Annotated in this window: 14 protein-coding genes; 6 read left to right on the forward strand and 8 right to left on the reverse strand. The window is 60.7% G+C overall.

Going from position 1 to position 17,718, the window contains the following annotated elements; translation table 11 throughout:
• Positions 1–333 precede the first annotated feature (333 nt).
• Positions 334–696 (forward strand): DUF805 domain-containing protein, encoded by a 363-nt coding sequence (locus tag ABD837_RS19320; protein WP_345057811.1) that lies wholly within the window; start codon positions 334–336, stop codon positions 694–696.
• A gap of 72 nt (positions 697–768) precedes the next feature.
• Here the strand turns inward: ABD837_RS19320 and ABD837_RS19325 are convergent, their stop codons facing one another.
• The 7 genes from ABD837_RS19325 to ABD837_RS19355 form a co-directional block, all read right to left on the reverse strand.
• Positions 769–1,641, reverse strand: coding sequence for a hypothetical protein (locus ABD837_RS19325; protein WP_345057814.1), 873 nt, complete (start codon positions 1,639–1,641; stop codon positions 769–771).
• A gap of 15 nt (positions 1,642–1,656) precedes the next feature.
• Positions 1,657–3,063, reverse strand: coding sequence for a dihydrolipoyl dehydrogenase (lpdA, locus tag ABD837_RS19330; RefSeq protein ID WP_345057816.1), 1,407 nt, complete (start codon positions 3,061–3,063; stop codon positions 1,657–1,659).
• Positions 3,064–3,193: 130 nt separating this feature from the next.
• The gene (locus ABD837_RS19335; protein ID WP_345057818.1) at positions 3,194–4,720 is read right to left on the reverse strand and encodes a dienelactone hydrolase family protein; all 1,527 of its coding nucleotides are present in this window, start codon (positions 4,718–4,720) and stop codon (positions 3,194–3,196) included.
• 67 nt (positions 4,721–4,787) lie between these two features.
• Entirely contained in the window at positions 4,788–6,458 is a 1,671-nt protein-coding gene (locus ABD837_RS19340) for a M1 family metallopeptidase (protein ID WP_345057820.1), read from the reverse strand.
• 206 nt (positions 6,459–6,664) lie between these two features.
• Positions 6,665–7,993: an ammonium transporter gene (locus tag ABD837_RS19345; RefSeq protein ID WP_345057823.1), complete on the reverse strand. Its 1,329-nt coding sequence runs from the start codon at positions 7,991–7,993 to the stop codon at positions 6,665–6,667.
• 54 nt (positions 7,994–8,047) lie between these two features.
• Positions 8,048–8,614: a DUF4468 domain-containing protein gene (locus tag ABD837_RS19350; RefSeq protein ID WP_345057826.1), complete on the reverse strand. Its 567-nt coding sequence runs from the start codon at positions 8,612–8,614 to the stop codon at positions 8,048–8,050.
• Between the two features lie 133 nt (positions 8,615–8,747).
• Positions 8,748–9,953: an outer membrane beta-barrel protein gene (locus tag ABD837_RS19355; RefSeq protein ID WP_345057828.1), complete on the reverse strand. Its 1,206-nt coding sequence runs from the start codon at positions 9,951–9,953 to the stop codon at positions 8,748–8,750.
• Positions 9,954–10,507: 554 nt separating this feature from the next.
• Between ABD837_RS19355 and ABD837_RS19360 the strand changes: the two genes are divergently transcribed.
• Entirely contained in the window at positions 10,508–11,437 is a 930-nt protein-coding gene (locus ABD837_RS19360; protein ID WP_345057831.1) for an EamA family transporter, read from the forward strand.
• A gap of 67 nt (positions 11,438–11,504) precedes the next feature.
• On the forward strand, positions 11,505–11,906 hold the full coding sequence (locus ABD837_RS19365; RefSeq protein WP_345057834.1) for a group III truncated hemoglobin: 402 nt from the start codon (positions 11,505–11,507) through the stop codon (positions 11,904–11,906).
• 94 nt (positions 11,907–12,000) lie between these two features.
• Here ABD837_RS19365 and ABD837_RS19370 read toward each other — a convergent pair whose 3' ends face one another.
• Complete coding sequence (locus ABD837_RS19370; protein WP_345057836.1) at positions 12,001–12,519, reverse strand: DUF4126 family protein; 519 nt, start codon at positions 12,517–12,519, stop codon at positions 12,001–12,003.
• 129 nt (positions 12,520–12,648) lie between these two features.
• On the opposite strand from ABD837_RS19370, the gene ABD837_RS19375 reads away from it, so the two are divergent.
• From ABD837_RS19375 to ABD837_RS19385, 3 genes are all read left to right on the forward strand, one after another.
• Positions 12,649–14,256: an L-tyrosine/L-tryptophan isonitrile synthase family protein gene (locus tag ABD837_RS19375; protein WP_345057838.1), complete on the forward strand. Its 1,608-nt coding sequence runs from the start codon at positions 12,649–12,651 to the stop codon at positions 14,254–14,256.
• Between the two features lie 310 nt (positions 14,257–14,566).
• Positions 14,567–16,336, forward strand: a complete 1,770-nt coding sequence (locus tag ABD837_RS19380) for a TauD/TfdA family dioxygenase (RefSeq protein ID WP_345057841.1) — start codon at positions 14,567–14,569, stop codon at positions 16,334–16,336.
• 129 nt (positions 16,337–16,465) lie between these two features.
• Positions 16,466–17,632 carry an NAD(P)/FAD-dependent oxidoreductase gene (locus ABD837_RS19385; protein WP_345057844.1) on the forward strand — a complete coding sequence of 389 codons (1,167 nt, stop codon included), beginning with the start codon at positions 16,466–16,468 and terminating at the stop codon, positions 17,630–17,632.
• The last annotated feature ends 86 nt before the right edge of the window (positions 17,633–17,718 follow it).

Consider the following 17,718-nt stretch of genomic DNA (forward strand, 5'->3'; position numbering starts at 1 on the left):
TGTTTACTCGACTCATTCCGCAAATAACGAGCATAATGCAAACTAATTCATCCGACCTACTTATTACGCTATTATTAACAGTAGCAGGTCTGAGATATTAAGCTGCTACTACAGCATGATAACAATAGCGAAAGAGGGAATACCCCGTTTGCTAATTAGCATTTCTTTGAAAGTGAGAGCAGCATCTTGTAAAGTGAATTCCTATCCGTACTTTTCCACGGCTCATAAAGGCCATTGGTGCATTTTATTAGGAGTGAAGTTCAGAACCCACTTTAAAAAACGGGGCGTTACCGAAAAGCCTTACGAGTAAGAACTGCTACCCCAGAATGTCAAATGGATTACTTTTTAGAAGTTTTAAAAAAATACGCTGTGTTCAGCGGCCGCGCTCGCAGAAAAGAATACTGGATGTTTGTATTGTTTAACTTCCTTTTTTCCATTGTAGCAGGAATAGCCGATTACGTATTAACGGGCACTGGTAGTGGTGTCATATCTGGTCTGTACGCTCTTGCTGTCATAATTCCAGGCTTGGCTGTTGGAATTAGAAGACTTCATGATATAGGCAAAAGCGGCTGGTTCACTCTTATCATTTTTGTGCCGTTAGTTGGTGCCATCTGGCTCTTGGTATTAGCCTGCACCGAGGAAAATGCAGGTGATAATGAGTACGGACCGGACCCTAAAGCGCAATTTGCTTATTAGGTATTGTAGCGGCAGAAACGCATAAAAAGAGGCTGAATCCCCAGGAGCTTCAGCCGCTTTCAGTTTCAGAAGCTACTTCGCAACCCGAAACACCTTGTCGCTCTGGTAGCGGTAGCGCCCGGCGGGCAACTTGGTTAAGGTGCAGTCCCCGATTTTTGTATTGCCAATTTTCCTGACCGGACCGAGCACAAGCTCGCGGCCTCGCACTTTGAAACTGCGCTTACAGCCAGTGAACTGTTCGCCCGGCGCAATTTTGTAGCCATGCATCATCGCATAGCCTCCGAATGCTTCGTCTTCGGCGGCTAACAAGGCTCGAAATATCAGCATTGGGCTTGAGGAAACGTCGATTACGCTCACGTGGTCCCAGGCAGTGCCGCCACCCGAACCATACGATGCTGGGTGAAAACGCAGCACAAGTTCCGCGGCACCAAGCCCGTCCAAGTTGACTGTATCCAACTCGGTTCCGCCCGATTCCATGCCCCAGGTTATTTCCTCGTAGGGCAAGGCCAGGTCTATTTCCATCCAAGTGGAGTCGTGGGCGGCAACCTGGTAAAACAAGCGAGGTAGCTCGAGCCCATCTACCAGGCAAAATTGGCCAAAATGAGTGGTCGAATAAAAGTCTTTCCGCTTGTTCCAGTCGGCGTTGAGACTATCCCATTCGGCCCTACTCAACGGCCAGGTTGCCAACGTATCGGGACCGGTGCGGTCCGTTACCGCCAGCACCGATAGACTGGTTTTTTCGGGCAGCGCATTGGGTGCTGCTAGCTTCACTGGTGCAGCAGGAATAGCTTTTGTCGCCGGGCTATCGGCTGGCCGACTAGCCTTAGTTGCGGCCACGACTTCCTCTGTTGTGCGAGGTTTGTTGCGTTCGCAAGCCCACAGCGAAAGCAATACGGCCGCTCCCACAAGGAAGCGGCCGTATCGGGCAGTGTCAGGAAGCCACATGTTGCTTCTTAGCCATTACATGTGAATGGCGCGGTTCTCCGTAGCGGCCAAACAAGCTTCTTTCATGGCCTCGGCGTAGGTGGGGTGCGAGTGGCTCATGCGGGCCACGTCCTCGGCGGAGGCGCGGAACTCCATGGCCGTCACGGCTTCGGCGATGAGGTCGGCGATGCGCGGGCCAATCATGTGGACGCCCAGGATTTCGTCGGTGGTTTTGTCGGCCAGCACCTTCACGAAGCCGTCGGTGTCGCCGCTGGCGCGGGCCCGGCCGCTGGCTTTGAAGGGGAAGGAGCCCACTTTGTAGGCCTTGCCCTGCTCCTTAAGCTGCTCCTCGGTGTAGCCCACGCCGGCCACTTCGGGCCAGGTGTACACCACGCCGGGGATGAGCAGGTAGTTAATGTGCGGCTTCTGGCCCACGATGGTTTCGGCCACGAACACGCCTTCTTCCTCGGCCTTGTGAGCCAGCATGGCGCCCCGAATGACGTCGCCGATGGCGTAGATACCGGGCACGTTGGTTTGCATGTGCTCGTCGACCTTGATGCGGCCACGCTCCTCCATTTCCACGCCGGCGGCTTCCAGGTTGAGGCCGGCAGTGTAGGGTACGCGGCCCACGGCCACCAAGCAGTAGTCGCCTTCAAACTTCACCTCCTCGCCCTTGGCGTTGGTGGCGGTTACGGTCACGGTGTCGCCCTCGCGGGTGGCGCCGGTCACTTTGTGGCTCATGAAAAACTCGATGCCGATTTTGCCCAGCACGCGCTTCAGCTCCTTGCCCAGGCCGCGGTCCATAGTTGGGATGATGCTGTCCATGAACTCCACCACCGAGACTTTCGCGCCGAGGCGGGCGTAGATGGAGGCCATTTCGAGGCCAATTACGCCGCCGCCAATCACGACCATGTGCCGGGGCACTTCGCGGATGTTCAGGGCCTCGGTGCTGGTAATGATGCGCTCCTTGTCCTGGGCGATGAACGGCAGCACGGTGGGCTTGGAGCCAGTGGCGATGATGACGTTCTTGGTTTCAATCTGCTGGGCCTCGCCGCCCTCGGTGGGCGCGATGCTGAGGTGGGTTTTATCAACAAAAGAGCCCACGCCGGTGAGGACGTCGATTTTGTTTTTCTTCATCAGGTAGGCAATGCCGTCCACGTTGGCCTTCACCACGCCGGCCTTGCGGTCAATCATGCGGTTCATGTCCACCGTCAGGTTGTCGAGGCCGATGCCGTGGTCGGCAAACACCGAATGGGCGTTGTGGTAGTGCTCGGAAGAGTCGAGCAGGGCCTTGCTGGGAATGCAGCCTACGTTGAGACAGGTGCCGCCCAGGGTGGGGTATTTCTCGATGAGGGCAGTTTTAAGGCCCAGCTGAGCGCAGCGGATGGCCGCTACATAGCCGCCGGGGCCGGAGCCGATGACGGTAACGTCGTATTGATTCATGAGGAAGTATTCGATGATTGTACGCTCGTGCGAAGGTACGGCACAGCAGTGCGAGTGAGGCAGTTTTGAGAAGGCCTGGAGCAGTGGGTCCACTGGAATATAGGCGCTCCGTTCCAACTAATCGTTCGACTCATTTGGCTGCCGCCAGGGCTTGCAGGCGTTGCCGGGCGTTTGTGTTGCCCGGGTTCAGCTCCAGGGACCGGCGGTAGTGTTGGATGGCCGCGGGCGTGTCGTGGTTGTTTTCTTCGGCTTCGCCTAGGCTATCGAACAGGTTGGCGCTGCTGGGGTAGAGAGTGGTTCCCAGCTGGAAAATGGCCAAGGCGGCGGGCAAGTTATGCGCACTCATGAGTTGGTAGCCCCAGATATTAATCGTGCCCTCCGACAGCGAAAAGGAGGTATCCTGCTGCTGGATTTGGCGGTACACTTCCAGCGCATGGCCAAATCCGCGGGCGGCCAGGGCGACGGCAAAACCGGCATGGGTAGGCAGTGGCCCCGTCTGGGCGGGGGTGTGCTGCATACGGGCGGTGTGTAGAGGCACGCCGTTCTGTGCGGGCGGCCGCTCCAGGAAGGCCACCCCGGCCGCATCGCCTTTCAGGTACGCATTCAGAAACTCCAGCGTGTAGCGGCAGGTCCAGTGATACGCCGCTTCCACCTCGGCCCGCGAATACTCCACAAAATGCTCGGACGGAGCCACGCGCAGCAAGGCTGAGGAAAAATCGAAGTGCTCCATCGGATTCATCACCACCTGATATACATTGCTGTACTTCAGGGCATTCAATAAGCTGAAAGACGTTTCGATGCCTTCCCGGCTCAGCTCGCTCACCGTCTGCGCACGTTTCTGAATGTATAGCCAGGGCAGGGCTACCCGCGCTGGGTCAATCTGCCGGGTAAACTCCGGTTCCCGCGTGCCGTCGAAGCTAACCAGGGCCGTAATGCGCGAGTCCTGAGCCGCCGTGAAAACATTGACCATGCCGCCCCAGCTCCAGCCCACTGCCGCCACGTGGGCCAGGTCGGCCTGGGGCAGAGACTGGGCATAGGCGAGCAGAAACTGTAAGTCGCGCACCTGCGTGTCGATGCCTTCCCGGTCAGTGTTCATCAACGGCGTGCGCGTGCCCAGGCTGCGGCTTGCCAGCACCACGTAGCCGTGGCCGGCCAGGTACTCGCCTATGTCGGCCAGTTCGTGCGCCGTGCCGCCCCGCCCGGGAGCATAGATGACCACCGGGAATTTGCCGCTGCTGGCCGCGGCGTCGCGCACGGCCCACATGCGCTGCTCGAACACGGCCTGCGCCTGCTTCGCGCCGAGCGCGGCACCGGCCCGGCGGAGCTTAGCCGCCACAAACCCATCAATTTCGGCCGTGGAGCGCTCGAATACTTCGTCGGTTGCCTCGGTGCGTAGGTAGTCGGCGTAGCGCACGGGGGTGCCGGCCTTCGGGGCCGGGTACCACACGAGGGTTTGCAGGGGCCGGGCCCGCTCACCCACTGCAGGCAGCCCGCTTACCAGGTCAATTTTTTCCTTGTAGGTGCGGGAGTAGTCGTACTGCTTCACCACCCGAAAGCCGACGCCGTGAGGCCCGGGCTTGAGGCCGGCAAAGCCCGGGCCCGCGTATGCGGCCCCGGCGAAAATGCATAGGATGAAAAGTGCTGTTAAACGAAGCATTAAACAGGCAATAAGGAAAAGAAGGAAGCGCAGTGCGGCCTTCGCCCTGCAGCAGCAAATCTCACCCCTAATCCATCAATACTCCAATATAGTAGTTAAATGTGTCCACTTCCAGTGTTTCCCTGGTGGCCCCGGCCAGCTCCGGAATGGGCGCAAACCGTGCGGTGGGCGTGATGAACCGGTACTCGCCGCCCTTAAGCCGCACGCGCACAGGCATGTCGAACTTCTCCACTTCCGAAACCCAGCGGGCCAGGGTTTTGCCGTCCTCGAAACGGATTTCCAGGGTGGGAATGCTGGCGTGGCGCAGGTACTGGGCGAATACCTTGGTGAAGTCGCGGCCGCTTTCGCGGTTGATGTAGTCGATAACCTGCTGGCCGGTTACGGTTTGGTGGTAGAACGTGGAGGATAGGCCGCGCAGCACCTGGTGCCACTTGGCATCGTCGTTGAGGATGGTGCGCAGCATGTTGAGCATAGCGCTGCCCTTGTCGTACATATCGCCGGAGCCTTCCTTGTTCACGCCATAAGGCCCGATGATGGGCTCGTCGTTCGATATGTTGCGGCGCTGGCCGTGGATGTACTCCTGGCCGGCCGGCTTACCAAACTGAGTTTCCACAAACAAGGCTTCGGAGTAGGTGGTGAAACTTTCGTGCACCCACATGTCGGCAATATCCTTGGTGGTGATGTTGTTGCCAAACCACTCGTGCCCGCTTTCGTGGATGATAATGAAGTCCCACTTCGCACCCCAGCCGGTGTTGCTGCGGTCGCGGCCGAGGTAGCCGTTCTGGTATTTGTTGCCGTAGGCCACGGCGCTCTGGTGCTCCATGCCGAGGTGCGGAGCATCCACCAGCTTGTAGCCATCCTCGTAAAATGGGTACGGGCCAAACCAGCTTTCCATGCTTTTGAGCATAGGTTTCACGTTGGCCGCAAACTGGGTTTTGGCCTTGGCTACGTTCTCGGGCAGCACCCAATAATCGAGCGTGAGCGGGCCTTTTTCGCCGGCGTAGGAATCGGAGAAATGCCGGTAGTCGCCCACGTTCAGGGCCACGTCGTAGTTATTGATGGGGTTGCGCACGGCCCAGTCGAAGCGGGTGTAGCCGTCCTTGAGCTTGGTGGTTTTGCGCAGGCGGCCGTTGGAAACATCCTTCAGGCCGTTGGGCACCGAGATGCTGATGAGCATGCTGTCGACCTCATCGGCCTGCTGGTCTTTGGTGGGCCACCAGATGCTGGCGCCGGTGCCTTGGCAGGCCGTGGCAACCCAGGGCTTGCCGGCCGCATCCTGGGTGAAAACCACCCCGCCATCCCAGGGCGCCTTCTTGGCCACGATGGGGTTGCCGGAATACTGCACCGTGAACTCGTCGCGGCTGCCTTTGATAATGGTTTTGGGGAAGGTGACGAATACCGCGTTGGCCTCGCGGGTAAAAGGCACGTCCTGGCCTTTGTAGCGCACCTTCTCCACTTGCAGGTTGGCAAACAGGTCGAATTGCAGGCGCGTAAAATCCTGCGTTGCCGTAAAGCGGAAGAGGTTAGAGCCGCTGATGAAGCGCTTGGCCGGGTCCAGCCGCACGTCGAGGTGGTAGTAGTTGAGGTCGTAGCAGGTGCGCAGCGGGGTGGTGAGGCTGCCGCGGAGCGAGTCGGCGCGGGAGTAGGCGGCGGGTTTGGGCTGGAGCAGTTGGGCAGCGGCGGGGCGGGCAGTACCGGCCAGCAGGGCCAGCAGTAGCGCAGGGGTCAGGAGTTTCACAGGCGCAAAGATGGGTGCGCCGGGCATTGGCTGCGTTGGCGGGTGGCAAAACGACAACCGGCCGAAGCAAATGCCCCGGCCGGTCGCTCTGTATTAGTGCCTGCTGTAGAGACGCATATTTGCGTCTCGTTGTTGAACGAAGCCGGTTGTGCACGCAGCATCTACTCACCCATCGTCGTTCACCGACGAGACGCAAGTATGCGTCTCTACGCCCCTACCAACAGCTGCTCTTCGTGCTGGCTCAGGTCGAGGCCCTGCAATTCCTCTTCCTCCGAAACGCGCAGTGGAGTGATGAGGTCGGTGATTTTCAGGAGCGCAAAGGAGGCCACGAACACGAAGGCCGACACCACCACCAGCGACAGCAGGTGCTTCAGAAACAGCTCGGTGCCGCCGTAGGCCAGGCCATCGGTGGCGGCCGAGTTCACGGCCTTGCTGGCGAAGATGCCCGTCATAATCAGGCCCACCATGCCGCCGATGCCGTGGCACGGGAACACGTCGAGCGTGTCGTCGAGGCGCGATTTGGAGCGTAGGTGCGCGAAGAAGTTGCTGGTGATGCCGGCAATCACACCAATGAAGATGCTCACCGGCACCGTGACGTAGCCCGAAGCGGGCGTGACGGCCACCAGGCCCACCACCGCGCCAATGCAGAAGCCCAGCGCCGAGAGCTTCTTGCCCCGCGCCACATCAAACAGCACCCAGGCAATACCAGCGGCCGAAGCAGCCACGTTGGTGGTAGCAAAGGCGCTCACGGCAAGCGCATTGGCGGCCGTGGCCGAGCCGGCGTTGAAACCGAACCAGCCAAACCACAGCAACCCCGTGCCCAGCAGCACAAACGGAATGTTGGCCGGCGGCATCACTTCGGCGGTGCCGTGGGCTTTGCGCGGCTTCAGGTACAGGGCCGAAGCCAGCGCGGCCCAGCCGGCCGACATGTGCACGACGGTGCCGCCTGCAAAATCCAGCACGCCCAGCTTGAACAGGAAGCCCTCGGGGTGCCACACCCAGTGCGCCAGCGGCGCATACACCACCAGGCTGAACAGCACGATGAACAGGATGTACGACTTGAAGTTGATGCGCTCGGCGATGGAGCCCGTGATGAGGGCCGGCGTGATGATGGCAAACTTCATCTGAAAAAACGCAAACAGCATCAGCGGGATGGTGGGCGCCAGCGACCAGGGCTTGCCATCGAGCACGTTGCGGAAGAGGAAGAACGTGCGCGGGTCGCCGATGAAGCCGCCAATGGAGTCGCCAAATGCCAGCGAGAAACCCACTACTACCCACAGCAGGCTGATAATCCCCATGGCTACGAAGCTTTGCAGCATGGTCGAAATCACGTTTTTCGAGTTCACCATGCCGCCGTAGAAGAAGGCCAGGCCAGGCGTCATCAAGAGCACCAGAGCGGTGGCGCACAGCATCCAGGCGGTATCGCCGGAGTTGATGCCTTCGGTGACGATGGTGGCGGGCAGCGCCGGGCGCATGGCGGCCAGCAGGCCCAGCACCAGCAGCAGGATGAGGGGAATGTAGTTGGGTTTTTGCATAGCTTTTCAGAAGTTTAGAATGTGAATGAGTTAGGTGTTTTTTGCGGGGATGCGCTACCAATCGGCGGAGCGCGAAACCGGCTGCGAAGGCGGCAGAGGCACGGCCAGCATGGCCGTTTTCAGTTCCTCCGCCAGCGAGGCCACAGTTAGCCGAGTGTCGCGGCGGTGGGCTTCCCAGAGCTTCTGCCAGCCGGGGGCGGCGGTGTCTTCCAGGGGCTTGGTTTTGCCGGTGGGCTGCGGGCGGGCGCTGCGGTCGTCCTGGTAGTAGGCAAAGCTGAAGTCGGTGAACTGCGCGCGGTAGCGGCCATTTTTCACCTCCACCAGCAAGCGGTAGCGCACCTTGCCGTGCAGGCGCTTGGTCACGTAGCCGTGGTCGTACACGCCGAAAGCGTGGGCCGCCACCAGCCGGCCGGCAGCCGAGTCGGCTTCGGCCACTTCGTAGCCGCGCCGTTGCAGCCAGGCCCGGGCGTGGCTGTAGAGTAGCCCGGCCCGGAGCGAATCGGCCCGCACTACTTCGGCAAAGCCCACCCGACCCTGCTCGTCGAGCGGCAGCGCCTGCGCACCTGCCACGGAGGCAACCAGCAGCAGGCCAGCAAGCAGGAATAGCGCGAATGATGACATGGATTTGGGAGGAATGAAGGGGCGTAGGGTGAGGGGCTTGCCCCCGCCCATCATCAAAAGATTCAGGGGCAAGTCGTGCAACGGCGGGCGGGGGCAAGCCCCGCACCCTACCATTGACGCCTCTCGGCGATTCTTAATACTTATAGATGAAGGCCATGCCCAGCGTAGTTTGGTTTTTCACGCCCTGGCCCAGGGCATTCTCGTAGTAATGGCTGGAGGCAGCATCCACGCGCAGTTCGGGTTTCAGCAGCAGTTTGCCGGCGCCCAGGGTTATGGGGGCCGTCAGGGTGACGGACTGGTTGCGGGTTTGCAGGTAGCGAACTGCGTGCTGGTCTTCGAAGTACTCGTAGCGCAGGCCCAGCCCCACCACGTCGCAAAAAGCATAGTTGGTGTAGAGGGCCACGCCGCCCCAGTCGGGCGTGGTGCTGCCATATTTTTCTGAGCAGAACTCCGATTCGGCGCTCGACTCGGTGTTGAAGCTGTAGCGCCCGTAGGCGGCATTTAGGCCCAGGTAGAACTTGGGCGTAACCTGATAGTTGGTGGTCAGGTCGTAGAGCTGGCGAGTGTAGTTGCCGCAGCCATTGGGCAGCGTGCCACTGCTCACCAGCGAGTTCAGGTACGTATCGTCGCCCGAGCCGCCAATCCAGTTCAGGTACACCGTCCAGGTGGGCAGGGGCTTGCAGCTGAACTGGCCGATGAGCGACTTCTGCTTGTTGTCGTCGGTGAGGTTGTCCCAGTTGTTCACCACGCCCAGCATCAGCGACGTGCGGTCATTAAAGGCGTAGGCCGTTTTAAGGCCGATGTGGTAAAAAGGGCCGTTGTTGAACAGGTTCGACAGCGAGTAGTGGTAGTTCAGCGGCGCATCAATTACCTCGTAGCCGATGTGCGTGCCGAATTGCCCCACCGTGAAGCTGAGCTTGGGCGTGGCCCGGTACGTGAAATACACCTGCTTGATGGCGGCCGACGTGCCGTACAGCGCTGCCCCGTAGGGCGACTGCGGCCGGTAGGAATTGAACGCGCCGGCGGTGTTGCCAAAATTGCCCATCTCGGCATTGGGCCCGAAAGTGAGGTCGACCATCATATCGGTTTTGCGACTGGCGTAGCCCAGCTTCACCTGCACCAGGCCCAGGGCAAACTGGTCGGTGAGGCGGTCGAAAGCGCGGCCGGCCAGTTGGTCGACACCCAGCAGATTGCCCGACTTGGGCCGGTTGAGCGCCGTGAGGTAGTACGAGTCGAGGTAGCCCGAAATGGAAAGCTTCCCGGTATCGGTCGAATCAGTCTGGGCAAAGGCCAACGACACGGAGGACGTAAGCAGCAGCGAGAGTAGCGTTGTTTTCATGAGAACAGAAAAAAGTGAACGAAACAGCCCCGTTTTAGAGGAAAAATCTCCAAAGCATTTTACTACACAATCATTGCCTCTATTTTTAAGGCCAAAAATGAAATATTACCTAACTTAAGATTACATACCCATTAGTTTTAGAGGCCATTTTTTAATAATTATTCTATTTTATACCGTTACCCCCGTAAAAATAACAGCTATTATTTCGTTTTTGTTATTTCTCAAATCTAGTATCTCACAATACAAAGTCAGCTGTTTTCCTATGTTATCTTTATGTTACCTCGCCAAATCATCTAGCTGATATTGAGCGCGCAAACGTTGGCATAAACCTATTCGAAGCAGCTACGAAGTCGGACCAAAAAGCTTCTCCAGGCGGCGCGCACACGGTTTGCCTTGGGTAAGGCTGCGAAACAGCCCCCCAGTCAGCACAGGCAGGCGAAGGGCGGGCAGCATCTTTGTAATTCCGCAGGGTTCAACCAAGCCTTTTGCTGCTGAGAGCATCTCAGGCTCTGACAGCACCCGCGGCAACTTCTGTTTTAGACTTTCTTCTTCTCATGCCCGATTCTCATTCGGCCGCGCCTTCGCGGGGCGCCTTGCTTACCGCTTTCTTGCTCGTTTACCTCATCTGGGGCTCTACCTACCTGGTGATGAAGTTTGCCGTGGCCAGCATGCCGCCGCTGCTTATGGCTGGCACGCGCTACGGCCTGGCGGGGGGCCTGCTCTATGGGTTCATGCGTTGGCGCGGCGAACCCGCCCCTACCCTGCGCGGCTGGGGCTACGGAGCTTTTATTGGGGTGTGTTTGCTGGGCTTTGGCAATGGCGGCACCACGCTCGGCGTGATGTACCTGCCCAGCAGCATCACGGCGCTGCTGGTGGCTACGGTGCCCATGTTTCTGGCCGTGTTGGGGTGGCTGAGTGGCATTTCGGCTAGGCCTACGAAGTGGGTGGCGCTGGGCTTAACAGCTGGCATGGTGGGCATGTACCTGCTGGCGGCGCACCCGGCGGCAACGCCCGTGAAAGTGCCCGGCCACCAGAACCTGGGCATTTTCGTGGTGCTGCTGGCTTCGCTGGTGTGGTCCATCGGCTCGCTCTATGCCAAAAACCACCAACCGGCCGTGTCGCCCTTCACCTCGGGCGGCATGCAGATGCTGTGCGGCGGCGCGGCCATGCTGGTCGTGGGCCTGGTACGTGGCGAGGCCGACGGGTTCACGCTGGCGCAGGTAACCACCAAGTCGTGGCTGGCCTATGCGTACCTGGTCACGTTCGGGTCCATCGTGGCGTTCTCGGCCTACATCTGGCTGCTGCGGGTGGTGCAACCCGCGCTGGCCGGCACCTATGCCTTCGTGAACCCGGTGGTGGCCGTGTTATTGGGCTGGGGGTTTGCGGGCGAAGTGCTGAATCCGCAAATGCTGGGCGGGGCGGCCCTTATTGTGCTAGCGGTGGGCCTGGTGGTACTGGGCGGTAAAAAAATTGCACCAAAATAATAGTGCAACCGTTTGCTCTGACGTTGCGTATGGGCGTACCTTAGGTTCCCACTCCCACCAGCTCGCTATGTCAGACACCCCTACTCCACTGCCCGATATTGAGTCTGTGCGCGATGTGCAGGCTTTGGTAGATGCTTTCTACCACAAAGCCAACCACGACGAGCTGCTGGCTCCGGCCTTCCGGGCGGCGGCGCACGTGTACTGGCCCCGCCACCTCACCAGTTTCTACGAGTTCTGGTCGTTGGAGCTGCTGTCGGTCCGCCCCAACTCCACGCCCCGGCCGGTGCCTACGCACCTGGCGCTGCCGCGCACCACCTCGCACCACAACCGTTGGCTGCAACTCTTCGATGCGGCCGTAGAAGAGCGGTTTGCCGGCCGGTGCGCCGGCCGCGCCAAGTCGGTAGCCCGCCAGGTAGCCGCCGCCCTGGTCGAAGGCATGCCGCACTACCACCCGCTGCCGGTCGACTAACCGCCTGCACCACCTAACCCAGCAAGCCCCCAGGCCGCCCATTGAATACGGGCGCCCTGGGGGCTTGCTGTTACCGGTTGTTTTGGATGAGCGGCTACCGGCCCGGCTGAGCCCGCAACAACGCCGTGCCGCTGCTTAGCACCAGGGCATCTTCGCCCACTCCCACCGCCGCCACGGGCCAATTGGCCTGCTTACTGATGCCCACGCGCAGCGCGTAGCTGATGAACGTTGCTACCACGGCTCCTAGCCCGCCCACTACGGCACCGGTAGCACTGCTGCCAGCCCGCGACTTGTAAACGGCGGCGCCCACCAGCGCGCCCGACAGCAGCCGGCCCAGTAGTACCGGCGGCGCAATCCGGTCGGGGGTGCCGGGCAATTTATCCATCACCATTTCGCCGGCGGCAGCTAGCTTGAAGCCAGTTGCCACCAGGGGCTTTTGCAGCGCCCGCAACGGCGAGTTGAGCAACAGCCACGAAGGATTGCGCGAGAGGTAGTGGCTCAAATAGGCCGGAGCACTCATGCTGCGCATGCCGGCCAGGGTAGCAAAGCCGATGGCAGGCCAGAATTTGGCCGGACGGTTCTGGGGGCGGGGTTTCGATTTCAGTTTTTTCATGGAATACGGAAGAAAAAATAGTTAACGCAACCACGGAAACAGGGTTGACAAGTAACCCCTCGCTGGCGGCCCACGCCTACCTTTATAATGGCGCTGGCCCATTGTCGGGCGGTGCGCTCTCCCCTGCCAATGGCTGCTACCTCCGCGCCTTCCCAACCCAACCCATCGGCCCGCCGCGGCCTCCTCGACACTGGCCTTCGCCTCTTCGAAACCCAGGGATTTTCCACCGTTAGCCTTGCTGATATCGCTACCGCCGCCGGCCAGCCGCTGGCCGCAGTGTACCGCCACTTCGGCGCCAAAAGCGACTTCGTATTGGGCCTTTACCAGCGCATTCACGACGAGTTGGAGGCCCGTGTTTCCGACCTGCCCGTTGGCCCCTTAGCTCTCCGCTTTCAGGCCCTGGTATTGTGGAAGCTGGAGCTGCTGGCCCCGCACCAGCGCACGCTGCGCTCTCAAATGGCGGCGCTACTCGATGCCAACACGCCCACCGGCGTGCTCAGCCCCGAAACCGAAAGCATCCGGCTGCGCGGGCTGGCGCTGTTTGAAGTGGTCGTGCGCGGCGCTACCGATGGGCCAGCCAACACGCTGGCCATCGAGCTAGCGCACAGCCTGTATGCCGCGCACTGGGGCGTGCTGGGCCTGCGCCTCATCGACCGCTCCCCCGACGGCCAGGCCACCCGCGACCTGCTCGAAATGCTGAGCGCCGGCTTAGCGCTGGCCGCCCCGCAGCTCGATACCCTGCTGGGCCCGTTGCTGCTGGGGCAGGTGGGCGCGGCAGTCGGGCAGTTCATGCAGCTGAGCCCCGAAGTAGAATTCGACGTGGCCCGGCGCATTGCCAAGCTGGTACTGCTGCACCGCAAAACCCTGGGCCACGACTGCCGCGCCGCGCCCTGCGAGCAATGCCTGGCGCTGCACCTGCCCAAGCTCCACTACTTCATCAGCCAAGGCCTGCCGGTGCATTTCATTCTGCCGGCGTTTCCGGCCAAGTCGCCCAACCTGCACAAGGTGCTGGGCACGCTGCCCGATTTGGGCGAGGAAATTGCGCTGAATTTCCTGCAAAGCCTGTGCGACGACATCCGGCTGGTGTACGCGCCCGGTGCCCGCATCAGCATTTGTGCCGACGGCCGCGTGTTTGCCGATTTGGTGCAGGTGAGCGATGCCGACGTGTCGGCTTACAACGACGCGCTGAAGCAGCAACTGACAAAGCTGGGCACCCGCGATTTGGATATCGTTAACCTCGAAGACCTGCTCGCAACCGAGTCGTTCGACGCAGCCCGAGCCTGGATTACGGCCGAGTTTGCCGAGCCCCTGGCCGAGCTGCAGGCCCGCGTGCGCGACACCGACCACCACCGCGCCATGTTCAACGGCATCCACCGCTTCGTATCGGAAGACGGCATGGCGCTGGAACCCGAAAAAAGCAAGAGCCGCGTGAAGGAGGAAAGCAAGGCCGTAGCCTACGAAGTCATCCGCCGCAGCAATGCCTGGACGCGCCTGCTGGCCCGCGAGTTTCCGCACGCCCTGCGCCTGAGCATCCACCCCCAGCACCCGCACTCCGACAAAATTGGCCTGCGCATGACCCGCGCCGTCGACGACTGGCTCACGCCCTGGCACGGCGTGGTGCTGCTGCGCGACAACGACTACCTGCTGATGAAGCGCCAGCAAGCGGAGGAGTTGGGTGCTGAATTGGTGGAGGTTGATGGCCGGCCCAGCCATTTCGTGCTGGGGCCGAATTCTTAACCAATTAGGCGGGATTATTAACCGCTAAACACGACATGACCCTACAAATTTGCCCCATCTGCCAAGAGAAGGAGTTCATTTGGTACATGTCGGAGGATGAAGCGGGCCAAGAAACCACGATGTGGCGTTGCATGGCTTGCAACTACGGGGCACAGGAAGACGAACAGTTGGAAAGGCCATGCCAACACTGTAAGGATGGCATGGAATCGCAGCTAACCGACTTGCATCGTGTGTACTGGTGGTGCTACCGCTGCCACCGAACGACTAATATCTAGTTAATCAATCCCAACTAAAAAATCTACTTTCCTCTATGCCCGCCAACTACACCCTCGAACCCCAAACCCCGTTCGGCCTCATTGTGCGGGCCGGCAAGCCGGGCCACACCATTGCCGGTTTCGGGCGCGAGCAGATTGAAGACTGGGTTCGCGAACACCGCATCCTGATTTTCCGGGGCTTTGACTTGTTCGACAAGAATGCCTTTGCCCTGTACGCGCAGCAGCTGGGCGAGCCACTGCAGTGGCCGTTCGGAGCCATCAACGAGCTGAAAGTGAAGGCCGACGCCAAGAACTACCTCTATACCCCCAGCGCGGTGCCGCTGCACTGGGACGGCGCCTTCATCGGCAAAATTCCCTACCTGATTTTCTTCCAGTGCGTGCAGGCACCCCGCGCCGAGGACCGCGGCGGCACCACCTTCGCCGATACCGGCCGCGCCCTAGCCCGCGCCACCCCCGAGCAGCGCGCCCGCTGGCAGAAAACCACCCTGCGCTACCGCACCGAGAAAATCGTGCACTACGGCGGCACCCTCACCCAGCGCCTCACCCAACCGCACCCCGTTACGGGCGAGGCCACGCTACGCTTCGCCGAGCCCGTGCACGACCTCAACCCCGTGAGCGTGGAGGTGCTGGATGCCACCGAAACCGAGCAGGCCGACCTTATTCAGGAGCTGCAAACGGCGCTGTACGCCCCCGAAGTGTTCTACATTCACACCTGGCAGGACCATGACATTGTGCTGGCAGATAACCACGTGCTGCTGCACGGCCGCGATGCTTTCCTCAACCCCAACGAGCGCCACATTCAGCGCATCAACCTGCTGGCGCGGCCGGCGCAGCCGGGCCTGGCCCAGTTCCTAAAAAACAGCAAGACGCTACGCCGCACCGAGTTTCTGCTGGCTGAGATTCCGATTTTCGCCATTCCCATTCTGCTGAGCGCGGAGGACCTGCGCTTTCTGAAAACACCCGAGCTGTACGTGGGCCTGGCCGGCATCTACCTGCTGTTCAACTTCGGCGATATGGTGAATGCCTACGCCGACCGCAAGGTGGATGCCGTGTACAAGAGCCATTTATCGAACGCCATTTTCGAACTCGGCGATATGGGCGTGCGCTGGCAGATGCGGGCTTCGGTGGCCGGTACCGTGCTCATCAGCGCGTGGCTGCAGCGGCGTACGGGGCGCTGGCAGTTTGTGCCGCTTACGGTTATTGGGTGGGCGCTGGGGTTCCAGTATTCGTGGGGGCCCATTCATTTTAAGTCGCGCGGGCTGTGGCAGCTGCCAGCACTCTGGGCAGTGCTTTTCTTCGGACCGATGGCCTACACGGGCAGCCTCGTCACGCACTTCCCGCGCCGGCCGGTGCTCACGCTAGCCGCTGCCTACGGCCTGCTCCAGATGGCCGTGCTGCTGCTCAACAACGCCGAAGACTACACCGAGGACCAAGCGGCCGGCATCCGCACAATGGTAGTGGCCATGGGCCTGCACCGCAGCATGCGCGTGGCCCAGACGATGGTAGCTGGCGCGGGGCTCGTCACGGTCGGCAGCTTCCTGTATTTGTACCGGTCCGAGAAGCTGCCCAAAGCTGCCTACCTGGGCCTGCTGCCGCTGGCCGCTGCACTGGTCCACGTGGGCCGGGGCTACGAAACCATCAACCAAAAAATAGCCGACAAAGACGAAACCGCCGCCACCGCCGTGCTCAAGGAAAACGGCATGCTGGTACCGAAGTGGCTCAATGCCACGGCTTATACCAGCCTGGTAGCGGCAGGCGTGCTGTTTGCCGTGCGGGCGCTGCGAGCCCGCAAGCAGGCCCGTTGACTGAGGTTGAACGTCATGCAGAGCGCAGCGAAGCATCTCGCTTGTACCAGTAAATCAATCGATTGAATCAGTGGTGGCACGCGAGATGCTTCGCTGCGCTCTGCATGACGTCCTTTTTCACTTGAAGCCATGACCAATCCTATCGCCGCCCCAGAAACCTCCACCGAGCTCTACGATTGCGCCATCATCGGGGGCGGCGTGGCGGGGCTCACGCTGGCCTTGCAGCTGGCGCGAGCAGGGCGGCGCGTGGTGCTCTTCGAGAAGGAAACCTACCCGTTTCATCGGGTGTGCGGCGAGTACATCTCGATGGAAAACTACGACTTTCTGTGCCGCATTGGGGTGCCGTTAGCCGAGATGGATTTGCCCGTGATGACGCGCTTCACCGTGTCGTCGCCGACCGGGGAGGCGCTGCACCACAAGCTTGATATTGGCGGGCTGGGCCTCACCCGCTACGAGCTCGACCAACTGCTGGCCCGCCTCGCTGCCGAACACGGCGCCACCATCTGCCAGGGCACGCGGGTAACGGACGTGGCTTTTACTGATGAGCAGTTCACCATTAGCACGGCCGGCGGGGCCACTTACCGGGCGCGGCTCGCCTGCGGGGCCTGGGGCAAGCACGCCAACCTCGACAGCAAGCTGCACCGCCCCTTCCTGGAGCCCAGCCGCGAGGGCCGCCAGTTTGTGGCAGTGAAACGGCATTTGCAGCTCGATAATTTCCCGGCCGCCACGGTGGAGATGCACAATTTCCGCGACGGCTACTGCGGGCTTTCGCCCGTGCCGGGCGGCCTCACCAATTGCAGCTACATCAGCGACGTGCGCAACCTGCGCGCCCACGGCAACAGCGTGGCCGAGATGGAGCGCCAGGTGCTCATGCAAAACCCCTTGCTTCGCCCCTACCTGGAAGAAGCGCACCGCACCGGCGACTCGCCCATTGTGATTTCCCAAATCACCTTCCGCGAACGGTCTACCGTCGATGCCCATGTGCTGATGTTGGGCGATGCCGCCGGCACCATTGCCCCGCTGGCCGGCAACGGCATGAGCATGGGCATGAATGCCAGCTTCCTGCTGAATGGCCTGCTGCTGGAGTTTCTGGACGGCCGCATTTCCCGCGCCGAACTCGAGCAGCAATACACCCGTGCCTGGCGGCAGCTGCTGAGCTTCCGCATCACGGCGGGCCGGCTCATCCACCAGGTCTTTGGCCAGCCCTGGCTTACCACAGCCGGCGTGCGCGTGCTGAAACGCCTGCCGTTTATGACCGATTTCATCCTGAAGCTGACCCACGGGCAGCCTTATTAAGGCCAGCCGGCAGCTTAAGAAACGTTCCTTTCCGCCTCATTCGGAGAGCCGCTAAACCCATTGCTGCCGCTCCGTGGAGTAGATTG

The organism is Hymenobacter glaciei, from assembly GCF_039539585.1.
Lineage (GTDB): Bacteria > Bacteroidota > Bacteroidia > Cytophagales > Hymenobacteraceae > Hymenobacter > Hymenobacter glaciei.

Coding starts and splice junctions, on each gene's coding strand:
- ABD837_RS19370 (WP_345057836.1), bottom strand. CDS start 12,519: ATGAAAAAACTGAAATCGAAACCCCGCCCCCAGAACCGTCCGGCCAAA.
- ABD837_RS19355 (WP_345057828.1), bottom strand. CDS start 9,953: ATGAAAACAACGCTACTCTCGCTGCTGCTTACGTCCTCCGTGTCGTTG.
- ABD837_RS19385 (WP_345057844.1), top strand. CDS start 16,466: ATGACCAATCCTATCGCCGCCCCAGAAACCTCCACCGAGCTCTACGAT.
- ABD837_RS19345 (WP_345057823.1), bottom strand. CDS start 7,993: ATGCAAAAACCCAACTACATTCCCCTCATCCTGCTGCTGGTGCTGGGC.
- ABD837_RS19365 (WP_345057834.1), top strand. CDS start 11,505: ATGTCAGACACCCCTACTCCACTGCCCGATATTGAGTCTGTGCGCGAT.
- ABD837_RS19335 (WP_345057818.1), bottom strand. CDS start 4,720: ATGCTTCGTTTAACAGCACTTTTCATCCTATGCATTTTCGCCGGGGCC.
- ABD837_RS19380 (WP_345057841.1), top strand. CDS start 14,567: ATGCCCGCCAACTACACCCTCGAACCCCAAACCCCGTTCGGCCTCATT.
- ABD837_RS19320 (WP_345057811.1), top strand. CDS start 334: ATGGATTACTTTTTAGAAGTTTTAAAAAAATACGCTGTGTTCAGCGGC.
- ABD837_RS19360 (WP_345057831.1), top strand. CDS start 10,508: ATGCCCGATTCTCATTCGGCCGCGCCTTCGCGGGGCGCCTTGCTTACC.
- ABD837_RS19375 (WP_345057838.1), top strand. CDS start 12,649: ATGGCTGCTACCTCCGCGCCTTCCCAACCCAACCCATCGGCCCGCCGC.
- ABD837_RS19325 (WP_345057814.1), bottom strand. CDS start 1,641: ATGTGGCTTCCTGACACTGCCCGATACGGCCGCTTCCTTGTGGGAGCG.
- lpdA (WP_345057816.1), bottom strand. CDS start 3,063: ATGAATCAATACGACGTTACCGTCATCGGCTCCGGCCCCGGCGGCTAT.
- ABD837_RS19350 (WP_345057826.1), bottom strand. CDS start 8,614: ATGTCATCATTCGCGCTATTCCTGCTTGCTGGCCTGCTGCTGGTTGCC.